Source organism: Cytobacillus sp. T106, assembly GCF_040492155.1.
Lineage (GTDB): Bacteria > Bacillota > Bacilli > Bacillales > Cytobacillaceae > Bacillus_AB > Bacillus_AB infantis.
The window spans coordinates 139,750-161,397 of the sequence record NZ_JBEUMK010000010.1 but is presented as its reverse complement, the minus strand read 5'-3'; the positions used below and the strand labels follow the sequence as shown (position 1 = coordinate 161,397).

The 21,648-nt window shown below is 42.0% G+C and carries 27 protein-coding genes; 6 read left to right on the top strand and 21 right to left on the bottom strand.

Annotation, left to right across the window (positions count from 1 at the left end):
- Positions 1-11: 11 nt before the first annotated feature.
- The 3 genes from ABU165_RS17830 to ABU165_RS17820 all read right to left on the bottom strand — a co-directional run bounded on the left by ABU165_RS17830 (position 12) and on the right by ABU165_RS17820 (position 2,167).
- A complete protein-coding gene (locus tag ABU165_RS17830; RefSeq protein WP_129612738.1) occupies positions 12-899 on the bottom strand; it encodes an SDR family oxidoreductase in 888 nt (295 codons plus the stop codon).
- Positions 900-1,414: 515 nt separating this feature from the next.
- Positions 1,415-1,897 carry a hypothetical protein gene (locus tag ABU165_RS17825; RefSeq protein WP_009793531.1) on the bottom strand — a complete coding sequence of 161 codons (483 nt, stop codon included), beginning with the start codon at positions 1,895-1,897 and terminating at the stop codon, positions 1,415-1,417.
- Positions 1,898-2,038: 141 nt separating this feature from the next.
- The gene (locus tag ABU165_RS17820; protein WP_009793530.1) at positions 2,039-2,167 is read right to left on the bottom strand and encodes a hypothetical protein; all 129 of its coding nucleotides are present in this window, start codon (positions 2,165-2,167) and stop codon (positions 2,039-2,041) included.
- 142 nt (positions 2,168-2,309) lie between these two features.
- On the opposite strand from ABU165_RS17820, the gene ABU165_RS17815 reads away from it, so the two are divergent.
- Both ABU165_RS17815 and ABU165_RS17810 read left to right on the top strand, forming a co-directional pair.
- Complete coding sequence (locus ABU165_RS17815; RefSeq protein ID WP_094767574.1) at positions 2,310-2,951, top strand: TetR/AcrR family transcriptional regulator; 642 nt, start codon at positions 2,310-2,312, stop codon at positions 2,949-2,951.
- Positions 2,929-3,129, top strand: coding sequence for an anti-repressor SinI family protein (locus ABU165_RS17810; protein ID WP_009793528.1), 201 nt, complete (start codon positions 2,929-2,931; stop codon positions 3,127-3,129). Before ABU165_RS17815 ends, ABU165_RS17810 begins: the two co-directional genes overlap by 23 nt.
- Before the next feature lie 339 nt (positions 3,130-3,468).
- Here the strand turns inward: ABU165_RS17810 and ABU165_RS17805 are convergent, their stop codons facing one another.
- The 3 genes from ABU165_RS17805 to ABU165_RS17795 form a co-directional block, all read right to left on the bottom strand.
- Positions 3,469-3,858: a hypothetical protein gene (locus ABU165_RS17805; RefSeq protein WP_148949391.1), complete on the bottom strand. Its 390-nt coding sequence runs from the start codon at positions 3,856-3,858 to the stop codon at positions 3,469-3,471.
- A gap of 200 nt (positions 3,859-4,058) precedes the next feature.
- A complete protein-coding gene (locus ABU165_RS17800; protein WP_094767578.1) occupies positions 4,059-4,496 on the bottom strand; it encodes a GNAT family N-acetyltransferase in 438 nt (145 codons plus the stop codon).
- Between the two features lie 193 nt (positions 4,497-4,689).
- The gene (locus ABU165_RS17795; RefSeq protein WP_148949390.1) at positions 4,690-5,223 is read right to left on the bottom strand and encodes a GNAT family N-acetyltransferase; all 534 of its coding nucleotides are present in this window, start codon (positions 5,221-5,223) and stop codon (positions 4,690-4,692) included.
- Between the two features lie 113 nt (positions 5,224-5,336).
- Here ABU165_RS17795 and ABU165_RS17790 point away from each other — a divergent pair, with 113 nt between their 5' ends.
- The gene (locus tag ABU165_RS17790) at positions 5,337-6,719 is read left to right on the top strand and encodes a S41 family peptidase (protein ID WP_318060273.1); all 1,383 of its coding nucleotides are present in this window, start codon (positions 5,337-5,339) and stop codon (positions 6,717-6,719) included.
- Between the two features lie 53 nt (positions 6,720-6,772).
- Here the strand turns inward: ABU165_RS17790 and ABU165_RS17785 are convergent, their stop codons facing one another.
- Both ABU165_RS17785 and ABU165_RS17780 read right to left on the bottom strand, forming a co-directional pair.
- Complete coding sequence (locus ABU165_RS17785; RefSeq protein ID WP_009793522.1) at positions 6,773-7,063, bottom strand: DUF5316 family protein; 291 nt, start codon at positions 7,061-7,063, stop codon at positions 6,773-6,775.
- Positions 7,064-7,140: 77 nt separating this feature from the next.
- Positions 7,141-7,581, bottom strand: coding sequence for an HIT family protein (locus ABU165_RS17780; RefSeq protein WP_318060408.1), 441 nt, complete (start codon positions 7,579-7,581; stop codon positions 7,141-7,143).
- A gap of 181 nt (positions 7,582-7,762) precedes the next feature.
- On the opposite strand from ABU165_RS17780, the gene ABU165_RS17775 reads away from it, so the two are divergent.
- Entirely contained in the window at positions 7,763-8,539 is a 777-nt protein-coding gene (locus ABU165_RS17775) for a Cof-type HAD-IIB family hydrolase (RefSeq protein WP_009793520.1), read from the top strand.
- Positions 8,540-8,597: 58 nt separating this feature from the next.
- On the opposite strand, the gene ABU165_RS17770 is transcribed toward ABU165_RS17775, so the two are convergent.
- The 3 genes from ABU165_RS17770 to galU all read right to left on the bottom strand — a co-directional run bounded on the left by ABU165_RS17770 (position 8,598) and on the right by galU (position 11,934).
- The gene (locus tag ABU165_RS17770; RefSeq protein ID WP_129612733.1) at positions 8,598-9,605 is read right to left on the bottom strand and encodes an NAD-dependent epimerase/dehydratase family protein; all 1,008 of its coding nucleotides are present in this window, start codon (positions 9,603-9,605) and stop codon (positions 8,598-8,600) included.
- Between the two features lie 25 nt (positions 9,606-9,630).
- Positions 9,631-10,938, bottom strand: coding sequence for a UDP-glucose dehydrogenase family protein (locus ABU165_RS17765; RefSeq protein WP_009793518.1), 1,308 nt, complete (start codon positions 10,936-10,938; stop codon positions 9,631-9,633).
- Between the two features lie 111 nt (positions 10,939-11,049).
- Positions 11,050-11,934 carry a UTP--glucose-1-phosphate uridylyltransferase GalU gene (gene galU, locus ABU165_RS17760; RefSeq protein ID WP_094767585.1) on the bottom strand — a complete coding sequence of 295 codons (885 nt, stop codon included), beginning with the start codon at positions 11,932-11,934 and terminating at the stop codon, positions 11,050-11,052.
- Positions 11,935-12,273: 339 nt separating this feature from the next.
- Here galU and ABU165_RS17755 point away from each other — a divergent pair, with 339 nt between their 5' ends.
- Complete coding sequence (locus tag ABU165_RS17755; RefSeq protein WP_396349979.1) at positions 12,274-13,326, top strand: CotS family spore coat protein; 1,053 nt, start codon at positions 12,274-12,276, stop codon at positions 13,324-13,326.
- A gap of 2 nt (positions 13,327-13,328) precedes the next feature.
- On the top strand, positions 13,329-15,029 hold the full coding sequence (locus ABU165_RS17750; RefSeq protein ID WP_318060275.1) for a glycosyltransferase family 4 protein: 1,701 nt from the start codon (positions 13,329-13,331) through the stop codon (positions 15,027-15,029).
- Between the two features lie 218 nt (positions 15,030-15,247).
- Here ABU165_RS17750 and ABU165_RS17745 read toward each other — a convergent pair whose 3' ends face one another.
- The 10 genes from ABU165_RS17745 to ABU165_RS17700 all read right to left on the bottom strand — a co-directional run bounded on the left by ABU165_RS17745 (position 15,248) and on the right by ABU165_RS17700 (position 21,639).
- On the bottom strand, positions 15,248-15,781 hold the full coding sequence (locus ABU165_RS17745) for a hypothetical protein (protein WP_318060276.1): 534 nt from the start codon (positions 15,779-15,781) through the stop codon (positions 15,248-15,250).
- A gap of 327 nt (positions 15,782-16,108) precedes the next feature.
- Positions 16,109-16,288 (bottom strand): hypothetical protein, encoded by a 180-nt coding sequence (locus tag ABU165_RS17740; RefSeq protein ID WP_009793511.1) that lies wholly within the window; start codon positions 16,286-16,288, stop codon positions 16,109-16,111.
- Positions 16,285-16,869: a hypothetical protein gene (locus tag ABU165_RS17735; RefSeq protein WP_022543935.1), complete on the bottom strand. Its 585-nt coding sequence runs from the start codon at positions 16,867-16,869 to the stop codon at positions 16,285-16,287. The genes ABU165_RS17740 and ABU165_RS17735 overlap by 4 nt, the downstream gene beginning before the upstream one ends.
- A 60-nt stretch (positions 16,870-16,929) precedes the next feature.
- Positions 16,930-17,784: an aminoglycoside 3'-phosphotransferase/choline kinase family protein gene (locus ABU165_RS17730; protein WP_318060277.1), complete on the bottom strand. Its 855-nt coding sequence runs from the start codon at positions 17,782-17,784 to the stop codon at positions 16,930-16,932.
- 16 nt (positions 17,785-17,800) lie between these two features.
- Positions 17,801-18,229: a GNAT family N-acetyltransferase gene (locus ABU165_RS17725; protein ID WP_009793508.1), complete on the bottom strand. Its 429-nt coding sequence runs from the start codon at positions 18,227-18,229 to the stop codon at positions 17,801-17,803.
- A 95-nt stretch (positions 18,230-18,324) separates the two neighbouring features.
- Complete coding sequence (locus ABU165_RS17720) at positions 18,325-19,896, bottom strand: DUF4179 domain-containing protein (protein WP_318060278.1); 1,572 nt, start codon at positions 19,894-19,896, stop codon at positions 18,325-18,327.
- Complete coding sequence (locus tag ABU165_RS17715) at positions 19,883-20,413, bottom strand: RNA polymerase sigma factor (protein ID WP_009793506.1); 531 nt, start codon at positions 20,411-20,413, stop codon at positions 19,883-19,885. The genes ABU165_RS17720 and ABU165_RS17715 overlap by 14 nt, the downstream gene beginning before the upstream one ends.
- A gap of 142 nt (positions 20,414-20,555) precedes the next feature.
- Positions 20,556-20,741, bottom strand: a complete 186-nt coding sequence (locus ABU165_RS17710; protein WP_009793505.1) for a hypothetical protein — start codon at positions 20,739-20,741, stop codon at positions 20,556-20,558.
- Positions 20,742-20,759: 18 nt separating this feature from the next.
- Positions 20,760-21,401 (bottom strand): pyridoxamine 5'-phosphate oxidase family protein, encoded by a 642-nt coding sequence (locus ABU165_RS17705; protein WP_035402472.1) that lies wholly within the window; start codon positions 21,399-21,401, stop codon positions 20,760-20,762.
- Position 21,402: 1 nt separating this feature from the next.
- Positions 21,403-21,639: a hypothetical protein gene (locus ABU165_RS17700; protein WP_094767595.1), complete on the bottom strand. Its 237-nt coding sequence runs from the start codon at positions 21,637-21,639 to the stop codon at positions 21,403-21,405.
- Between the last annotated feature and the right edge of the window lie 9 nt (positions 21,640-21,648).

Sequence of the window (21,648 nt, the reverse complement as noted above, 5' to 3'; positions counted from 1 at the left end):
GTTTTTTGGGTTTATGCAAGCTCAATCCCTCCAGTGACTCCATATACCTGGGCGGTCACATAGCTGGATTCTTCAGACGCAAGGAACACGTATACGCTTGATAGTTCGACCGGCTGGCCAGCTCGCTTAAGAGGTGTGTCCTGGCCAAATGTCGGGATGACTTCCTGAGGCTGCCCTCCGGAAATCTGCAGCGGTGTCCAAATTGGCCCTGGTGCCACAGAATTAACACGTATTCCTTTTGAAGCTACCTGTTTAGCCAGTCCCCGCGTAAAACCGTTGATGGCAAACTTAGTTGCAGCATAATCCAGCAGGTTCGGACTCGGATTATACCCCTGCACAGAAGAAGTGGTGATGATAGAAGCTCCTTCAGGCAAATGCGGAAGTGCCGCCTGAACGGTCCAGTAAAGGGAGAATACATTGATCTCAAATGTTTTGCGGAGCTGTTCGCTTGAAAGATCTTCAATATTTTCTACTGCCTGCTGCTTGCCGGCAACAAGGGCAAGAACATCAAGTCCTCCCAATTCTGATTGAGCCTGTCCGACCATGTCTTTGCAGAATGACTCTTCGCTTAAATCACCAGGAATAAGAACGGCTTTGCGGCCTTCAGCTTCAATCAGCTCTTTTACCTCTTCAGCATCTTTCTGCTCCTCAGGGAGATAATTGATTGCTACATCTGCACCTTCGCGGGCATATGCAATGGCTGCAGCACGGCCAATCCCGGAATCACCGCCGGTCACCAGTGCCTTTCTCCCCTTCAGTCGACCAGTTCCTTTATAGCTTTTCTCACCACAGTCAGGCTGAGGATCCTTCATCTCATTCTGAACCCCTGGCGGCTCCTGATACTGCTTCGGGAAATCTCCATTGAAGAATTGTTTTAGCGGATTTTCAGGTTTTGACATAGTCCAGCACTCCTTTAAAAAATATAGTCTCAATACATAAAAAGCCTGCTGCTGAGATTGTGCAGCACTTCACTATGTATTCGTACTAATAACATTCCCTTTTATGGTGGCGATAAACTAGCAGAGGGGGATTTTGATTGAGAGCGGAAATTTGTAACTAGTTGGATTTTATGTAGAACCATTCATTTTTTGTGTAGAATTCTAGTATTTTTAAGTAGAATTAATAAATTTTCAGATAGAATTAGGCTGATTTTATGTAGAATTACTAATCTTCCACAAATAAACCCGCCTTTTTGAGGGCGGGAATGATAATAATCAGGCGGAATGCTGCCAATCTGAGAAATACAAGCTCGGTAACCTCTCTGCACATGGCAGATTACGAAAAACCAGTCTAAATTAGGAAGCTGTTTAAGAAGGCTTGCATCACTTTTCGGCTGGTCATATTGCCAGCAGCCCGTATTTTTTAAAAATAGTTATACATGATCCTGTGAAGAATTTTCAGCAGACAGTCCCACTTAATCACAATAAGAGTCTGTGCTGCAGCGGCGCGCACAATGCTGGGTAAGTGCTTCAATAGCTTTTCTTACATCCGAAACTGTGATGAATATGGCATTTTCCTCACCAAAGAACAACGCTTTCACTTCGGTCCTGCACCAAAGAAGTCCATAGATCTGATTGATGAAGCCTGGCACACCTGCCGGGGTCTCTGTATTGGCAACGATTATTTCTATTTCCTTATAACGTATGCCTAAATTATGAAGAATCCTCCTGGCGGCACGCAAAGATTCCTGTGTCTGGCCCTCAGGGGCTCCTGCCACAAGCCTGACAAAATTCTTCCGGCTTTTATCCTTTGCCACCAGAATTCCTGTGATATTTACTGACATATGTGCTAATTTCTCCAATACAAGTGCCAGCTTTTTATCAGAAGCATAAAAGATAAATTGTCTTCGAATGTCAATGTCAATATTAAATTCATCAGAGCCATAGGGGTAGTTCATGTCATCCACTCCTTTACATAGATTTCCCTATATTCTATGAAAGGCAGTGGATTAAGGCTTGGACAAATATATTGCGTAAAAGGCACATTTCCTCATTCCTGAATGTAAAAAAGCCAGGATTCTTGTTCCCGGCTTTTTCGTTTACTTTTTCTTCACATCATCATTCGGTGAATCTCCTGTTGCTTTAAAGCCTTTGCTATTATTCGAGCCAAAGGTCTGGCCGTCATTTGTTACTTTAGCCCCTTCAGGAAAATTGTCCTTTGTTTTCATAGTCGTCACCCCTTTTGCTTATTATTGCACTGCAAAATAATATTATTCTTATGAAAATGGTTAAATTTTCTTAATATATTGACTGTTTATGGTATATAATAAATAATACTTATAAGTAATATAATCTTCAGGAGATAAATTTATGGCTAATCGAGGACGCAAGAAAGGCTCCATTGGGAAAAACAGCAAAAATCTGCTTTTAAAAATTGCTGCAGAGGAATTTGCAGAGAAGGGATTTCACGATGCCAAGATCAGCACAATTGTAAAAAAGGCAGGATTGACCCAGCCCTCCTTTTATCTGTATTTTCCAAGCAAGGAAGCAATTTTCCACGAACTGATCATGGAATTTCAGCAAAGGCTATCTAATTTAACAGAAGCAAGCCGAATAGAGCCAGGTGTAGAGTTGTCTCAGCTTCCCCTAAGAATTAAATCTGGACTTTATGGCATTTTCCATTTTTTCAATGAAAATCAAATGCTTGCTAAGATCGGTTTTTTTGTGAATCCCAATGCAGAAAGCATAAAAACGCAAATGGCTGCCCAAATCCATCACAACCTTCTTTCCGAGCAAAGAGCAGGCTACTTCCGGGAAAATGCTAACATGGAACTGGCTGCTGCGAGCCTTGCAGGTGCTATTGAAAGGCTTGCAGTCACAGAGATTTTTACGGGGAAGAAATCACCCGATATATTGGCAGAGGAAATAGTAGATCTCTTTCTCTACGGACTGATCAACAATAAGAAGGAAATGAACAGGGGGCTATCCTATGGAGGAAAAACAGCAAATTGATCCTGAATGGAGACTGTTAATTCTAAAAGCCAGACACTTAGGATTATCAAAGAATGAAGTGCGCCGCTTTATTCAAGGTTCAAACGGTTCAAAGACCCCCTTGAAGATACAGCTTGCCAGCAAATCAAAGCAAGAAGGAGACAAACAACATGAAATTCTTCCCCGGCAGCAAAGATAATATCCCTCATGAGCTAGATATAATGAATTCCCACCCGGTATTTTATACTATTGCCACAGGGAAGCCTATTCTATCACAAGAAGATATTATAAGGACTATCTAGAAGATTCTATGCTGAAAAAAGAAAGATATTTAATTGGCATTAATAACATTCCAGCAGGCATTATTGAATTTATCATGAAAAACACAAAGTTTTTCACCAAAAGATTCACGAATTTAAACATTTTTCAGCTAATTAGGGAATAAGCTGCCCATTAATCTGCATAGCTTTGTACTTTTGATTTAAATAAAAATATAAAGCCTTTGTTGCGGAGGCAAAGGCTTTATAAAAGAAAAAATTTATTGTTGATCCAGCAGTTTTTTCAGTTTGCCTGCCTGCTCCTTATCGGCAAGATAAAATCGTTCTCCTTCTTTAAGGACCGCTGTCCCGTCCTCTGTGTACCATAAATAAGCAAATTTCTCGGCAACTCCTTGTTTTGGCCGTTTTAAAACAAAAGCAGTATCTGCTGTTCTGCCGGGCTCCCCAATTGAATTTTTTACTGTCAAATCGTCCAATAAAGACCGGAGCTGCTGGATTTGAGCGGAATCATCCACTTCAGTATGAAACCGGACCCCTTCAACTCCAGCCTCATGAAAAGGTTTGCCGACTGACAAAACTTCTTCAGCCGAACAGCCAGCCAAAATAGCAGCCAGCATAAGTAATAACAGTATTAGAATGTTTTTCTTCACTTTCAAAAACCCCTTAGACTTCTCTCTGGATAAGCTAAAAGGACATCACCCTTTTATGAAAATAAGCAGTGAGCTAACTTTATGAAGAACATTTTATAAGCATAGATGAAGTTTCATGCTCACCTGCCTGCAGCCTGCGGGAAGCTTTGGTAATGCCCAGCCAAAGCCATAAAAAAAGGAAGCCGTGAAAGGCTCCTTTCTTAAAGTTCTTTTAAGACAGCCATCTCCCTGCCGAATCTATCTCCCTTATCAATAAAACCAAGGCTTGCATATAAGTGATGTGCAGCCAGATTGTCAGGATGATAGCCAACCGCTATACTCCTGGCACCTGGCAGCTGTGCCATTTGCTCAATCATCAGGAGCGCGGCTGCTTTTCCAATCCCCTGCCCTTGCATACTGGAATCAATCATGATTCTGTATACCCAGATAGAATCCAATTCTTCTGGAACAGTATTATACATCAATAAGCCTGCCATTTTTCCATTATTTAAAATGGCAAAAGCTCTTAAGGTCTGTTCATAATGAGACTGCAGGATTGATACTGCATTAGGCTCCATATAAGCCTCCTGGTCACTGGCTACCTTCAGCTGGCAGCATTCATACCAATTTTCTTCATTGATTTCTTGTAAACTAATCATTGTTTTCCCCTTTCATCATAAGGGGAACGCTCGACTATTTTGTTAAGAAGCCGTATTCCCCTCTGTGCTGTTATGCTTTCTTACTGAATTGTTTGGCATAATGAACGCCTCCTTTAACAAACTGGTCCAGTTATATACTGGCATTCTTATAATAGCAGCATTTTCTATCTTCGCCTATATTTCTCTTATAGGATTACCGCTTTTCTTTTAAAAGAGAATAAAGGTATGTATCATTTGCTTTTCCATCCTGATACATATACCCCCTCAGCAGACCTTCCTTTTCAAAGCCCAGCTTGCAAAGGAGCTTATTAGATGCATGGTTCTCAAGAAACACAACCGCCCCGATCCTGGACAGATCCATTTCTTCAAAACCGTAAGCAATTGCCTTTTCGGCAGCCTCTAAAGCATATCCTTTCCCCCAATAGCCAGGATGAAGCTCATAGCCTATTTCAGCGCGATGGTGCTTGGGGAGCCAAGAGTTAAACCCGATGGTGCCAATCAGCCTATCAGTTCCTTTTATTTCAATAGCCCAGCGGACTCCCCTTTTATCGTTGAAGTTTTTTTGAAAAGAACGAATCATTTCTTCAGCCTGTTCTACCCGCTGGAAAGCATCCTGTCCGTAATGGCGTACAACATCACTTCTCGAAAAATACTCAAACAGGCTTGCCGCATCCTCCATCACAATCTCCCTTAGCCTTAATCTCTCTGTCTCGAGTTCTTTAAACATTTATTCTCCCCCTCGGAAAGTCATTTTCTATTTTACAGATATTTTCCCAATTGTTAAATACTTACTTTTTCAGTTAGTATAATAGTGTAGACTTATAGGCAGGCAGGTGTACGATGAAAAAATACATAATGATGCTTCTGATTTGTTCAATATTTTTATCGGGATGTCAATTGAAGCCTCAAGCGGTATTAACAGAAGATGAGATGATGAATAAAGAAATGCTGAAACCAGAAGACCTGCTTTCTCCTGACGTAATGAAAAAGGATTTTGATTTCATGAAAACAAAAATCATTGAGATCCATCCCGACCCTAAAAGGAATATCGATAATTGGGATAAAGCTGTAAGGGATACCGAGAAAAAGCTTGAAAGGCTATTAACTGCCGGAGAATTTGCACAGGTACTCATGGCGTTTACAAGCAAACTGAAGGACGCGCATACTACTGTGTTTCCTTCTCCTGAAATGCTGAGGAAATCAAAAACCTTCCCGGCAGCTTTGGAATGGGTAAAAGAAGGACTGGTTGTCACCAAAAGTTTTGACTCTTCCCTAAAGGCTGGAGATCTTATACTAAAAATGGGCGGGCGTTCTCCTGAGGAATTGAATGAAAAGTTGAGCAAGCTGATTTCTGCAGAAAATGAATATTGGGAGAAAAAAACCAGCTTAGCATTGCTGCACTACGAAATCTTTCTTAAAGAAGCATCAATCGCTGAAAAGGACGATACAGTCAAAGCAACGATTGAACGAGATGGAAAACAGCTTAAGGCTGAAGTGAAATTATTAGAAAACAATTACAGCACCACTGGCCAATCAAAAGAATGGTTCAACTGGGAGATCCAGCAAGATCGGAATATAGCATATTTCAATCTGGACACATGCTTAGATACAATAGGCTATCAGTCTGCAGTAGACTCTTTTTTTCAGGAAACAGTTGAAAAAGGTATTGATAACATCGTTATTGACCTGAGGGGTAATGCTGGTGGAGATACGGACGTGACAAATAGTTTTCTCAAGCATCTTCCTGCTGCGAATATTCAAAGTATAGGATATATAACGAAGTACTCTAGCGAAGCGGCAAAAAAATATAGCTACAGACGGACTAAAGGTATGCAGAACATACCCTCAAGCAAAGTTGAAAATTTACAGGAGCCTCCTATATTCACTGGCAAGATTTATATTGCTTCAGATAGCGGCACATTCAGCTCTGCTGCTCAATTTGCAGTTATACTTCAGGACAACAATCTGGCTGAAGTCATCGGTGAACCTCCAGGCGGAAATCCGGAAGGCTTTGGCGATTATATTATCTTGAGCCTTCCATACAGCAAATTTGACCTGGGAGTTTCCCACAAGGAGTATTTCAGGCCCAATCCTGAAAAAAGCCATATCCCTTACATTGAACCAGATATATTGATAGAAAAAACAAGGAAAGATATCATCTCCGGACGGGATGGCCAGCTTGAACGGATTTTGGATTATGTAGAAAAGAATGGGCAGAGTTAACAAGAAGATTTGCGTAGAAAAAAAGTGAAAAGGACCTTCTCAAAAGGTCCTTTTCATCTGGCCATATAAAGAAGCAAAGCAACCGCAATATTCGGAAGTCCTATTAAAATAGAGGCAGCCGCTGTTCTTCTGCGCTTTTTTCTCTGCTCCGGAGGTTCTTCCACATGCAAATCAGCTTTGTACCTATGGGGTCCCATAATGATGCCTGAAATAAGAATGGATATTCCCAGGAAGAGCAGTCCAAGGGCTCCGGTCACCAAATGGGCATATTCCAAAATCTCTAATAATAACGAAGCTATAACACCAAGGATGGATATGAAAATCCCTATCAATAAATATTTCAAGCTGTTTCCCCCTTTTCCTTAGTTATAATACGAATCAGGCATCCATTCGGTTTCAGTTTATAGAAAATTCGAAATCATTAACTTTCTTTTTGGATTAACATTAGAGCTGAGGCAAGTTCCCTCTGTGTCAATGGTAATCTCCTTTTTGTCTCTTCATTTCCCAATACTGCATCTTCCGCAAAAAAAGCTGCGAAAGGTTGCCGCTGTCTTCTAGGAATCACATGAATGTGAAAATGGTTCAGGTCATTGAAGATTCCTCCGTTTTGGCAAAGAGTAATACCGTCAGGTTTATAGAGCCGCTTTATCACTGTTGACAAATGCTGGGCAGCTCGAAAAACAGCCACGGCTGATTCTTCATCCAGATCAGTCAATTCTTCTGCATGCTTTTTGGGCAGAATCAGAACATGCCCCTCCCCGAATGGATCATGATCCAAGATACAGGAAATCAGGTTGTTTTCATATATTATAAAAACCGGCTCACTCTTGTGTGCCAGCCGGCATCCAAGACAATCATCCATAAACACCAGGGTCCCCCATTTTTCTTACAGTTATTGTCTCTATACACCTATCCAAATATTAACATATTTCTCAGCGAATGTTATAATACTCACTAAACATCTGAAAATAGTAATTCCGATTTTAGCGCGAATCATGCCTATTAAACTAATAAAATGAAAATAACTGTCGCCGGAGGTCCTTATGAGCTATAAAATTATATTTTTCGATGTGGATGGGACAATCACCCATCATGAAGACGGAAGCATTTCAGATAAGATGAAGGAAACGATATTTAAGCTGAAAGAGCAAGGGATCAAGGTTGCTGCTGCGACCGGCAGGCCCTTGTCATTGTGCAGGGAGATTGAGGAGCTTGGCATTGATACATTTGTGACTGCAAACGGCGGATATGTTAAGCACCGTGATCAGGTCATCCATAAGGTAACGCTTGATCCGCAGGTCATCCGCGATGTGGCTGCCTTTTCCCTAGCAGAAAACCATGGTTTATCCTACTTTACGGAAGAATTCAGCACCAATGGCGTACAAAGCGAAGAAATTCTAAAGACACTGAAGGAGACGCTGGCCTTCACAGATTATCCTCCCTTCTATGAAAATATCCATGAACAGGAAGTCTATTTAATGTGCCTGTATGCAAACGAAGAAATGATGGAAAAATACATTCGCGCTTTCCCCGATCTTTCTTTTCAAAGATGGCATCCGTTTATAGCAAATGTGCTCCAGAAGGAAGTTTCCAAGTCTTTAGCCATCATGAAAGTGCTTGAATTCTTTGAGATTGAGCCATCAGAGATGGTTGCTTTCGGAGATGGAAACAATGATATCGATATGCTTGAACTGGCCGGTCTCGGGATAGCAATGGGGAATGGAACTGATGAGCTAAAAGCCATTTCTGATTTTGTCACCCGCAAATCCAGTGAGGATGGCATCGGATACGCTTTAAAAAAATTTGGGATGCTGGAGTGAATCTGAAAAATAATCTTGCCTTCAAACAGCATTCAGCCGTTAAAATGAACCCTGGATTCTATAATCTAGGGTTCTTTGAATCAGGCACTATATGATAAAATTCTTTAAACCAATCGGCAAACTTTTCGAGACCCTCGTCAATGGTGGTTACAGGCTTGTAGTTAATCAGTTTCTCCAGATCATCAACTTTGGCATACGTCTCCTGTACGTCCCCCGGCTGCATAGGCTTGAAGATCTTAATTGCCGGGATGCCCAATTTGTCTTCAAGAACCCTGATGAATTCTTTCAGCTCAACAGGCTGGCTATTGCCAATATTATAAATACTGAACGGCAAAGACTTCTCCGGTCTTCTCTCCATCAGCCGCCAAATTGATTCTGTTACATCATCCACATAGGTGAAATCTCTCTTCATATTGCCATAATTGTACACTTCGATCGGCTCTTTTTTGACTATTTTCTCGGCAAAGCTGAAATACGCCATATCCGGCCTTCCCCAAGGGCCATAAACAGTAAAAAACCTGAGGCCGGTTGCAGGAACTTTATATAGATGGCTGTATGTGTATGCCATTAGCTCATTGGCTTTCTTCGTCGCTGCATATAAACTTACAGGCTCGTCTGTCCGATCCTCCACTGAAAAGGGGATGGTTTTGTTATTTCCATAAACTGAACTGGAGGAAGCGTAAAGCAGGTGGTCAATTTTATATTTACGGCAGCATTCTAATATATTCATAAATCCAGTCACATTTGATTGGATATAGGCATGTGGATTTAACAGACTGTAGCGGACGCCCGCCTGGGCTGCGAGGTGAACGACGATTCGAGGCTCATGCTGTGTAAAAAGAGATTCAAGCAGCCTTTGGTCTTCAAGTGATCCTTTTGTAAAATAAAAACCAGAATAGTTATTTAATAATTGGAGTCTTGAATATTTCAGATCCTGATCATAATAGTCATTTATAGTGTCCAGGCCAAGTACGGGGAGGCCTTTTTCGAGCAGCTTTTTTGATAAATGAAAGCCAATGAATCCTGCACAGCCAGTAATAAAAATAGGATTTTTCTTCTGATGCACCCTTCAGACTCCTTTCCTTCATGCTTTAAAATGAACTTATGCCGACCCCTTTATAAATAAAACCCGCTCTTTTCATAGCTGAAGGGTCCAGGGCATTGCGTCCATCAAATAAATGGCTTCCTGACGCAAGCACTTTCGCCTTTTCCCAATCCATTTCTACTATTTCGTTCCACTCGGTAACAACCAGAATCGCTTCTGCGTTTTTCACTGCTGCTAAAGGCGAAGAGGCATAAAGAATATCAGGATAGATTTTTTTCATATTTTCTGTTCCTTTTGGATCAAAAGCTGTTATGATAGCTTTCTTATGCAGGAGGAAATCTATTATTCTAAGCGAGGATGCTTCCCTGATGTCATCAGTTTGAGGTTTAAAAGTGAGGCCGAGCAGAGCGATTTGTTTCCCTTCTAATGGTCCAAGAGCATCTGTAACCTTTTCCAGGAACCATTCAGCCTGGGTATCGTTAACATTTGAAACAGCCGTAAGAATATCCATAGGGGTTTTCTTTTCCGAGGCCATGGCAAGCAAAGCCTTTAAGTCCTTTGGAAAGCAGGAACCGCCGTATCCTATCCCCGCTCTAAGAAACTGCGGGCCAATCCGGCTGTCAAGACCCATTCCTTTTGCGACCTCATTAATGTTTGCCCCTGTTTTTTCGCATAGCCGTGCCAGTTCATTGATAAAGGATATTTTTGCAGCTAAAAACGCGTTCGAAGCATATTTAATCATTTCCGCGTCTCTTACTGATGTAAATAAAATAGTTGAGGAAACATCTTTATATAATCTTTCCATTGCTTTTTGGCATGGGCCCGGCTCGCATCCTATTACTATTCTTTCAGGATGGAGGGCATCCTCTAAAGCCTTCCCCTCTCTCAGGAACTCAGGATTTGAGACAAGGTCAAAAGGAATTTTTTTATCTTTTTCTGCAATCGCACTCCCTATTATTTTTTTGATATGGTCACCGGTGCCTACAGGAACGGTACTCTTAATGACAATAATTTTATAATCGTTCAGAAGTCCCCCAATCGACCTGGCAGCAGCCTCCACATAGGATAAATCGGCTTCTCCTTGAGGCGACGATGGTGTGCCGACTGCAATAAAAATATAATCACTTTTCCTTATACATTCTTCTAAATCACCTGTAAATAGTAGATTCCCATTTAGCTGAAGCTGCTGGAACTCGTTTTCTAACCCATCTTCATAAAAGGGAAGTCTATTCTGCTTCATCATGCTGATTTTTGTGGGATCCTGATCCATTACGAACACTTTGTGGCCGTATTTGGCAAATGCCACACTTGTCGTAATTCCGACATAGCCGGCTCCAATTACTCCTATATTCATCTTTTCACCCCGAATCCACTTCTGTCATTGCATTCCAGAAAGGTAATTTTCTATAAACTATGGCAGCCGGTACAGACTTGCAACCGTCAAAAACCCAGCAGAATGCAAACTCTAATGTGATTGATCTTCGAGGGCAAGCTTTCTGAGATAGCTTGAAATCTCTGCTTTCAGATCTTCCCGCTCTAACGCAAAATCGATCGTTGCCCTGATAAAGCCTGCCTTTGTTCCGATATCATATCGCTGCCCCTGGAAGCCGCAGGCTAGGACTGTTTCTGATTTATTTAAAATGTTCAGTGCATCTGTCAGCTGAATTTCCCCGCCAGAGCCTGGCGGTAAATCTTTAAGAATGCTGAAAATTCCTGGCGTTAAAATATATCGGCCCATAATAGCCAGCCTGGAAGGAGCCAATTCCTTTTTTGGCTTTTCTACCAATGCTTCTATATTGAACACATCTTGCTCTAAATTTCTGTTTATCGGTTTGATGATTCCATATTTTGACACATCCTCTTCAGCTACCTGCTGTACTCCTGCAACAGAACAATGATGGAGGTCAAAAACTTCTATAAGCTGCCGCAGGCAGGGTATCCTGGATTTGACAATATCATCACCGAGGAGGACAGCAAACGGTTCGTTGTTAACAAAACTTCTTGCACAGTAGATAGCATCGCCGAGTCCTTTCGGTTCTTTTTGGCGGATATAATGAATATTGGCCAGCTGGGATATTTTTTGGACCTCTTTTAACAGGCTTTGCTTGTTTTTTTTATAAAGGGTTTCTTCAAGCTCATAGGACTTATCAAAATGGTCTTCAATTGAACGCTTGCTCCGTCCGCTGATGATAATAATATCCTCTATTCCTGACAGCACCGCTTCTTCGACAATATATTGGATGGCCGGTTTGTCCACGATCGGAAGCATTTCCTTTGGCAATGCTTTTGTTGCAGGGAGGAATCTTGTTCCAAGTCCGGCAGCCGGTATGATTGCTTTTCTAATTTTCACCTGTCCTTCTCCTTTCCTAAGAATCTCATCATACTTGTTAACTATTTCTATGACAAAACAGACTAAAGCGCATGTGGGATAGCACAGGTGTACAAAATATTGGTGAATATTCTAAAAAAACGGGGGAGCTGTCCTATACAAAAGTCTTTTAAAATCATAATTTAGTAAAAAGTACTCTCCCTTCAAATGACCCTGCTTTAATCCAACAAAGCTAAAATTCCGGCCAGGAGCTTATTACAGAAACTCTTTCGTTATTAATTTTGAGGGAAACTGCTTTTTAATTTTAGGAGGGATAGCGTGGAAAGGATAGAAATTGTCCCATGGGAAGTAACTGATTCCATGCATGAATTTTTTGTTCCAGAATATATTAACGAGCTTGCTGCCGAAGTTCTCAAATCCTACGACCTTTCCGTTCAGAGCATTACGGTGGTCACAACGAAGCCGGATAAAGGCGGAGCCATATGGAAGCTTGAAACCGGCTCTGGCCCGAAAAGCTTAAAGCTTTTGCACCGAAGACCCACAAGGAGCCTTTTCAGCCTCGGAGCCCAGGAGTACTTGGTTGATGTCCAGGATGCCAGGGTCCCGCCCATCTATAAAACAAAGGAAGGGCATAACTATGTTGAAGCAGGAGGAAAGCTCTGGTTTGCAGCTGAGTGGATAGAGCCCCTGGCGCCTGTTACCAAGGATTTGGAGGGTGCGAGGCAGCTTTGCTATGCACTTGGAGAGTTCCATCGCTTAAGTAAGGGATATACACCCCCTCCATCTGCTGAAATTGCTTCAAGAGTTTTAAAATGGCCGAAAAGCTACCAGAAAGTCCTCAACAAAATGGACTGGCTCCGAAATATAGCTGCTGCTTATAAAGAAATGCCGGCAAGCGAAAGTTTAAAAAACGCAGTCGGCCATTTTGAAGAACAGGCTAAGCAGGGAATAGAAAAACTAAAATCTTCAGCTTATGCCGATCTTGCAGCACATGGGAATGAGTTCTGGGGACTCGTGCATCAGGACTACGGCTGGTCTAATGGCCAAATGGGTTCTGGGGGGATGTGGATTATTGATCTTGACGGAGTTGCGTATGATTTGCCAATCCGCGATTTAAGAAAACTAATAACAGGTTCAATGGCAGATTTGTACAGATGGGATATTACTTGGGTAAGGGAAATGATCAAAGCCTATCACGAAGCATACCCAATATCTCCTGAACTATATGACCTGTTATTGATAGATCTTTCCATGCCTAATGAATTTTATAAGAATTTAAAGGAAGCAGTATATGAACCTGAATTATTCCTGAATGAACAAACAACACAGCTAATACAGACAATCCTGGACACAGACCAGACGAAATGGCCTGTGCTGGAGGAAATTCAAAATGACTGGAAGGGAGCCCAATAACTATGAAAATATTAATGATCTGTACGGAGAAACTTCCTGTTCCTCCAGTTCTGGGCGGGGCAATACAAACCTATATCTCCGGAGTCCTTCCTCATATAGGAAAACATCATGATATTACTGTCCTTGGAATCAGCGATCCTTCCCTTCCCGATCAGGAAACACTGGACGGCATTGATTATGTGCGGGTTCCCGGCAAATTATTTGACCTTTATCGTGACGGAGTAGTTGGCTATATAGAAAAAAATCAATTTGACCTGATCCACGTCTTTAACAGGCCCCGCCTGATCCTTCCCGTTCGAAAAGCGGCCCCTCAGGCTAAAATTACCTTGAGCATGCATAATGATATGTTCGGTCCTGATAAAATAGCCCCCGAAGAAGCTGCGGCAGCACTAGAAGAGATTTCAAATATTGTTACGGTCAGCAATTATATCGGAAATGTGATTAAGGATCTTTATCCTCAGGCTGCGCCAAAGCTGCAAACGATTTATTCAGGAGTAGATACCCAGCGCTTCCTGCCGGGAAATCATCCAAAAATGCAGAAAATCCGAAACGAACTCAGAAATGCTCATGGGCTTGAAAACAAAACCGTTCTTTTATTTGCCGGGCGGCTCAGCAACAACAAAGGTGTTGACAGGCTGGTCAGGGCGCTGCCACAACTTTCACAAAAATTTAAGGATCTGGCTTTAGTTATTGTCGGCAGCAATTGGTTCAGCCAAAACCATGTCACAGATTATGTCGCCTATGTTAGGGCATTGGCAAGTAAACTCCCGATACCTGTTGTGACAACAGGTTTTGTCGCACCGAGCGAAATTCATAATTGGTTTGCAGCCGCAGACATGTTCGTCTGTACTTCTCAATGGCAGGAGCCGCTTGCGCGGGTTCATTATGAAGCGATGGCTGCTGGCCTTCCTATTGTCACTACCGCACGGGGAGGCAATCCGGAAGTTATATTACCAGGTGAAAATGGCATGATTGTTGAAAATCCTGAAGATCCTGACTGTTTTACAGAAAAAATTTCTAATATTCTTTCCAGCAAACCATTGATGAAGAAAATGGGGCAAAAAGGGAGAGAATTGGCAGTATCTCAATATGAATGGCCGAGGGTCGCCTCTGAGCTGCTTGGCATCTGGGAGAGAACAAAATTTACGACTTATGGTGCAGCACCAGAAGCAGGGACAATTCCGGTGGTTCAGGAAACTCCATCCAATACCTCAGTCAGGGAAATCACAAATTCTGCCCAAGATCGTAACGAAGCTGCACCCCTGACTGAGAAGACTTCCTTTGAAGATAAAAAAGAAAGGAAAAAACCTCTTAAAGAAATGCCGGTAAAACAGAAGCAGAAAAAACCCAGCCCTGAAAGTATGGATTCTGCCAAGAGTAAGCGAAGCAGCAGAGAACTGCTTAAGCTATTGCAGGATGAATCTATGAAAAAGGAAAAACATGATTCAATTTACAAACTAATAAGGAACAAAAAAGACAATATTTCAGAGGTGAACATGAAAGAGACAGTCAATGATGCCGTCTCCTCCGTAAATTCAAAAGCAGGCAAAGTAAATTCTGAACAGCCACATACAAAAGAGACAACAAAAAACGATAGGCTTAGGGGTATTGTCAGAGAATGGATCAGGGAATCCGCAAAAACGACCCTGGACCGTCTCAAGGAAGAACAAACAAAAAAAGAAAGAAGTACTAATCGAAAGTAAGAATAACTATATTGCCCGCCGTACTTAAAAGGCGGGCTATTTGGGTTGCATATATATGTAAATAGAAAAATCCTCCTTAGCAAAATATTAATGCTGCCAAGGAGGATTGCTTTCAATCTTAATTACATTACAATTCTTCAATCTTCTTTTGGATAGTAACAAAAACCGGACACCCAGCAGTAAGCAGCTGGGTCAGGCCAAGTTTTGTATGTCTAATATTATAGTGCCATTCGGTCAAGTATGAAAGTCTCAATGAGCTTACGTCTTCTGATTCGCTTGTTCTCTGCATCATTTCCTGATGAGGCAGCTTCTGTATCAACAAGCTGAGCATCTTCGTCGTCTTCTTCATCATCTTCATCTTCATCTTCATCTTCATCGTCATCATCTTCATCTTCATCGTCATCGTCATCATCATCATCTTCATCTTCGTCTTCATCTTCATCATCTTCATCTTCATCATCTTCATCTTCATCTTCGTCTTCATCTTCGTCTTCTTCTTCATCTTCGTCTTCTTCTTCTTCGTCTTCTTCCTCATCTTCTTCTGCTAAGTCTTCTCCTTCTTCACCATCTCTTTCAAATTCTGTCTCAGTTCCATCTTCAAATTCAACTTTTAAAGTGACTTCCCCGACAGCTTCATTGTTCATTGAACCTGACAGAAAGCTCAACACATCTTCATAGGTTGAGTTTTCATTCAGTTCAATTCCCTCCGTGAACTCGATCTTGATTTTGGCCTTTACAACTTCTTTAGACATTTCTCTTTCCTCCCTTGGAGCTTTCTTGTTTAATACCTATAAGCTTTTGAATATACATGTCCAAAATTGTCATCAGGGTTTCTGAATCCTTAGTATTAGAATATGTTTCTCTTAAAAACTTGATATAGGACAACTTTCTCATGTTGCGTCTTTATATAAAAATTGGGTAAATGCCCCTGCTGCCTAAGAGCTGACTTGCCAAAACAGAAGCATGAAAAAAAGCATCAAAATGATGCTGAGATTGGGTTCTATATTTTTTGGGAGGTTATTTCCCTTCTGAAGTATTCTCCAAGTATCAAAAACGAAGACTCTTTATAATACAATCACCTAAAAATTTGAGCCCCCATGATCCCTGTTGTCTCCCATCATATAATTGGAATCATCGCCAGGCTTGGCATGAGGATGTGTGACATTGGGCGGGTTATTATTTATTTTCTTTCGCCGCCAGTCGATCAGAAAGGCAAATCCAAGGACAAGGAATATGAAAATAAACAGAAACCAAATCATGATTCTCCTCCTTTTCCATAGTACTCCAGCGGGATTTTCAACTTGCCAATTATCAGTGTATGATCCTCATCCACTTCATATGACATCTTAATTAGTTTATTCTGGCTCTTTTCAGCGAGTTTCGAATCGTCTCTAAATTCTTTTCCCTCTTTATAAACATACGGTAAAACCCTGCTATAGACCTTTACGGCCACACCATCATAATCTTTTTGCGGTATTTCATAGCTAAATCCGGTGATGGCATAATCTGTACCTTCAATGATCGTATAATTTTCTGCAAACATGAGCCTTGGCAGGATGGATACAAGAATGATAAGCAGCAGAAGCACCGCTGCCATCCCAGGTATGCTTTTGTTTTTAAAGTATATTCCCGCAACCAGTGTGAACACAAAGACCATCAGAAAGTCGGGAACCAACGCTGCCATCTGCAGGTCCTGCCCTTCTGGTCCGATAAGAGCGAAGCCTGCCGCCGACAGAATGATCATGGCCAGTCTAATGAGGAGATACATTCCCGTAATTCCCAATAATGTTAAACAAAAAAAAGAGAGGATATAATGATAAGGACGCCCACTGGCATTCATCGCTAGACCTCCTTCTATCTGGCTTTTTCAAATACAATGAAGTGAAGAAAAGGTAAGCCTTCAAAACATCGACGCAAGCAGCAGCTCATTCTCTCTCATAAATTCCCTATGCTTCTCTGCCCCCCTCTTCTGCCCCCAGCCGACAGAACAAAATGCATCAAAGAACTTATAAAAAGGAAGGATGCTTTCCAGATCAATCATGGGCCTTATGGTTTCATAGCCTTCTGTATAAGCCTCCCTGGAACCTTCATGACGTTCCCAGACATCCCGGTTTATCTTAGAAAAGTCCATTTCAGGAGATCCGGAACGGGCACTTTCAAAATCGATGATACCTGCCACATTATTGTCTTTCTCCAGAATATTTCCCGGCCTGAAATCCATGTGGATGATACAAGGGCCATCAGGGGCGGGAAGTTCCTGCAAACTTTTATAAAAATGCTTCTGAGACATTTCAAGCAGACTATCAGGAAGCACCTTGGAGGCATGCAGGCCGAAATGTTCGAATGTCTCTCTGACCATTTCTCTCCACGCCTTAGGATCAAAGCAGGAATATGCCTTAGGAAGCGGCGCATTATGCAGCATTGCATGGTGCCTGCCAATCTTGAAGGCAAGATCCCCGTCCATACTCCGGGTGCATGGTTCGCCTTCGATTCCTTCAAGCAGCAGTGCACCTGCCATTTTTTCATCCCCTTCCCAATGATCAAGGACAGCAGGCACCGGGACATGTCCTCTTAATAATTGGAGCATTTCCAGTTCTCTTTCAAGCTTCTCCCTGGAAAATGGAATTTTTAAATATATCGTCTGTCCTCCATTAAGTACTAATTTGTACACAGTTGAACTGAAAGACTCGGGAACATTGCTGATTTGCTTTACACATATTTGAAATCGGTCAATATATTTCTGCATATATTCCATGGGTTCTCCTATTCTGCTATAAGCTTTTTACATAGCCTGTGCTTTTGGCCGCATAACCTGCGCTTAAATAAAACTGATGCGCTATTTCACGTTCTTCGCGGTTGCCGCTGTTCAGCACAATTCCTCCTGCGCCAAGCTTGACGGCCTTTTCCTCCATCTTAGCCAGGAGCATTTTACCTATGCCTGACCCGCGGAAATCTTTGTGTATGACTAGCGCAGTCACTCGTGCATACAGACTGTCCTGGGTATACAGATAGCCTGTGTGAAAGCCAATCATTCCCATTAAGCTGTCTTTCGATACTGCAGCTAAAGTATAATGATCAGCAAGTGTTTGAATCTTCTTAAATCGATCTGCCATCCTTTCGATCGATACTGGATAGCCGAGCTGCTCTATTAGTTCAGTCAGCTCCGGAATATCTTCATATCTGGCCTCCCTGATTTCCATTTTTATCTCCTTTTATGGTTGCTTTTGTTTTTACATTCGACTAAAGAATAGGAATAACCTCTTAAAAAGTAATTTATTGTAAAATAAAAGCAGGGTCAGTGCCCTGCTTTTCCATCCAGTTCAATCTTTATGTTTTTGCTGCTGAATATGGTGTAGCTGTAGCCCTTGATTTCAAGCCGTTCAGGAATCACCTCCCGGCTTCCATCTCCTCTTAGATTAATAGTATGCTTTGTTGTATACAGTCTCGGTTCGGATAGTTCGGCTGTACGCATAAAGTATTCGTCAGCCTTGTATCTCTGGCCATCTTTGTCGATAAAATAACCGTCTGAATTGCCTGCTGATGATGTCCTGCCTTTACCTTCAATTGTAAATTGCAGTTTTTCATATGCACGGCTTTCCGGCAATTCCTCAGTCAAGACTACTTGAGCCGTTTTGCCGGGTTCTATGCTGTCGATTGAGATGCTGTTTCCTTTATATTCAGCCTTGATGGGAAGGCTTTTTCCCTTAAGATCAATGCTTTTTGGTTCTTCTACTGAATATTGCAGAGCACCCAGATTTATTTTAATATCCTTTGGCTCTTCCCCGTATATAGAATCGAAGGAAGCTGTCACTGTATTCCACCCACCGCCTGATATGTCTCCTCCAGGACCGAAGAGCTGGTTGCTGACAAGGCCTTTCTCTGTTTCAATACTGTCGATGGCAATATAATCAAGGATTTTATCACTATGGGTGTTTTGATATCTGTAGGTAATCATGGTCGCTGTAGGAGCAATGACGAGTTTTTCAAAAACAATTGGATTCCCATCCGCTTCTGTTTTGGCAGATAAAGGGTATTCCAAGCTGGGATGTTTTACCACTGGAACCGTGAATGACCATTCCCCTTTCAAAACTTCAAGTGTATTTTCTTTTCCCTCATCCCGATTTGATGCTTCAATAAATTTCTCCAGCTGCACAATTTTAAGATTAATGGTTCCTTCTGGCTGATCCATTGGCGCCACAGCAAGTTTTCCCCTAAAGGTATTTTTTTGATTGGAATAAAGATTCATTTGGCTTCTAATGGGCGAAAATGAGGGTTCATCCTGATCCCCCCAATACTCTTCAGCATTCATGACTTGAATGCCGTCATAATCCGGCTTAAAAAGATCGTCGTTCTTCAAATTTTCTACTTCATAATAGATCAGAGTCTGGATATCATCTGCCGCCACACTTGTTATCCTCACTTTTACCCCGCCGCTTTCTGCTTCCAGATCCAGCTTTTCGCCAAGTCCTGACTGGATGTATTTCTGCTCCTGCTCACTTTCTTCGGTACTGAAATTCTGCCACCAATCTTTAAAAGTAGTGAATCCGCCATTGGCAGCTGCCGTACCGACAAATAAGGTAAGGCAGACAGCTGCCGCCAAACCGCCGATCATGCTGGCTTTGCTCTTCTTCTTCCTTTCCGATTCTGACAGCCTGACCCTTTTTGCCACATTCAGCATAAATTCTTCAGGCATGTCAATTTCTTTTGATCTTACAGATAATGCTGCCGTTATTTCCTGCAGCTGTATCATTTCAGCTCCACATTTTCCGCAGTTTTCCAAGTGGCCTTTCAATATTTTTTCGTCTTCATGCTGGAGTCTTCCTTCCAGGCTATCCATCATCAAGTTTTCTATTTCACTGCATGTCATGGCCAGCACCTCCATATTCTTTGCGAAGAATCAGCAATCCCCTATAAATACGGCTCTTGACAGTGCCGAGCGGAAGCCCGAGAATGCCTGCAATTTCTTCCTGAGAAAATCCTTGTATATATTTCAGCAGAATCGGCTCCCTGAATTTCTCATCAACCTGATCCAGTGCATCCAGCAAATCCAGACGGTCAGAGGGATGCTGCCCGGCCTCACTTCCTTCTATGGCATTTTCCTGCTGCCTGCGCTTATTCCTCCGGTAAATGTCCCTGCACTCATTGATGAAAATAGAAGTGACCCATGTTTCAAAATAACGGTCCTGCTTCAGTGTATCGATATGGTCATGAACCTTAAGAATCGTATTATGGAATACATCCTCCACATCATGATGATTCTTTAAATAAGCCCAGCCGATTTTGTAAAACTTTGATTTGCGTGCCTCAAACCAGCTTAAAACGGCATCTATATCCTTTTCCTTTATTTTTTTCAGCATAATTGAATCCTTTATCGCTTTAATCACACTCTTCCCCCGGCCCCTTCTGCTGTATCTTTGTTAATTAGAGGAATGACGGCTGCAAAAAGTTCCCATTAATTTTAGTTTTCAATAAAAAAAGAGCTGCAGAGCAGCCCTTCAAGACAGTCATAATCTCACTTGTATTTTTTTAATGAATATGATTGCTGTAAGGATCATAAATCCCTGTCAATAAAAGCACAGAAATACAAAGAATAATAGTAGCGAAAGCCAATGTTAATGAGGCTGCCTTTTTGTTCAGCTTTAAAATTGAGCATCCTGTTATCAGGAGAACAGCACCCATGATCAGCAGTATGATGCCAGCCCCAACATTCATAAGAAAATCTCCCTGTGATCAATAAAGCCTCTGCACATAGCCTTCATTCAGTTCCTTTTCAACCTGCTCTGCAGAGACATTCGGTATCTTTGTATGAGCGACGATCATTTTAGCTGCAGATGGAAGCTCTTCTTTGTCTGCCCATGTTTCCGGGTTCCACAGCCCTGACCTGATAAAAGCTTTGGCACAATGGGTATAGCATTCCTTCACCCGGACCCCGATGCCGAACAAAGGCAGCTTACCATTCACCGCACTCATCTCAAGCAGCTCGTGGTCGCGGACTATAAAAGCCTCCCCATTAACCCTTAAGGTCTCACCAAGCCCCGGTATAAAAAAAACAAGACCAACATGGGGGTTTTTCAATATATTTTGGACAGAATCCAGCCTCTTATTTCCTGGCCTTTCGGGAATGAATAAGTGCTTCTCGTCAATTACGGCAACAAACCCCGGCATATCGCCTCTTGGAGAAACATCGCATTCGCCAGCACTGTTGGACGTTGCCATCGTTAGAAACGGTGACATACGGATGAACTCCCGGCAATGTTCATCGACTATTGGAATCACCTTGCTTTGTGCCCTTTCACTTGGAGAGCCGACGACAGGACGGAACTCTTCAAATTCTTCCTTTGTTTGAATGACATTTTTAAAAATAGTATTCATTTTAATCACCTTTTTCATCAGATTTACGCACCGCCTGGCTGTCACTCTTCTTTTCTGTAAATGCCCATGTAAAAAATAGCCTGGCTCCAGTAATACAGATTGCGATACTCACGTTCCTTTGCCAATGGATGCTATCTCCACGAATCACATCATATAGACTGAATGAAAACATCCAGATCAGATATAGGACTGCGGTATGCCATTTAGGGTTCCTGATGCCTGTTCCCCCAATCTTCATTCCAGGAAA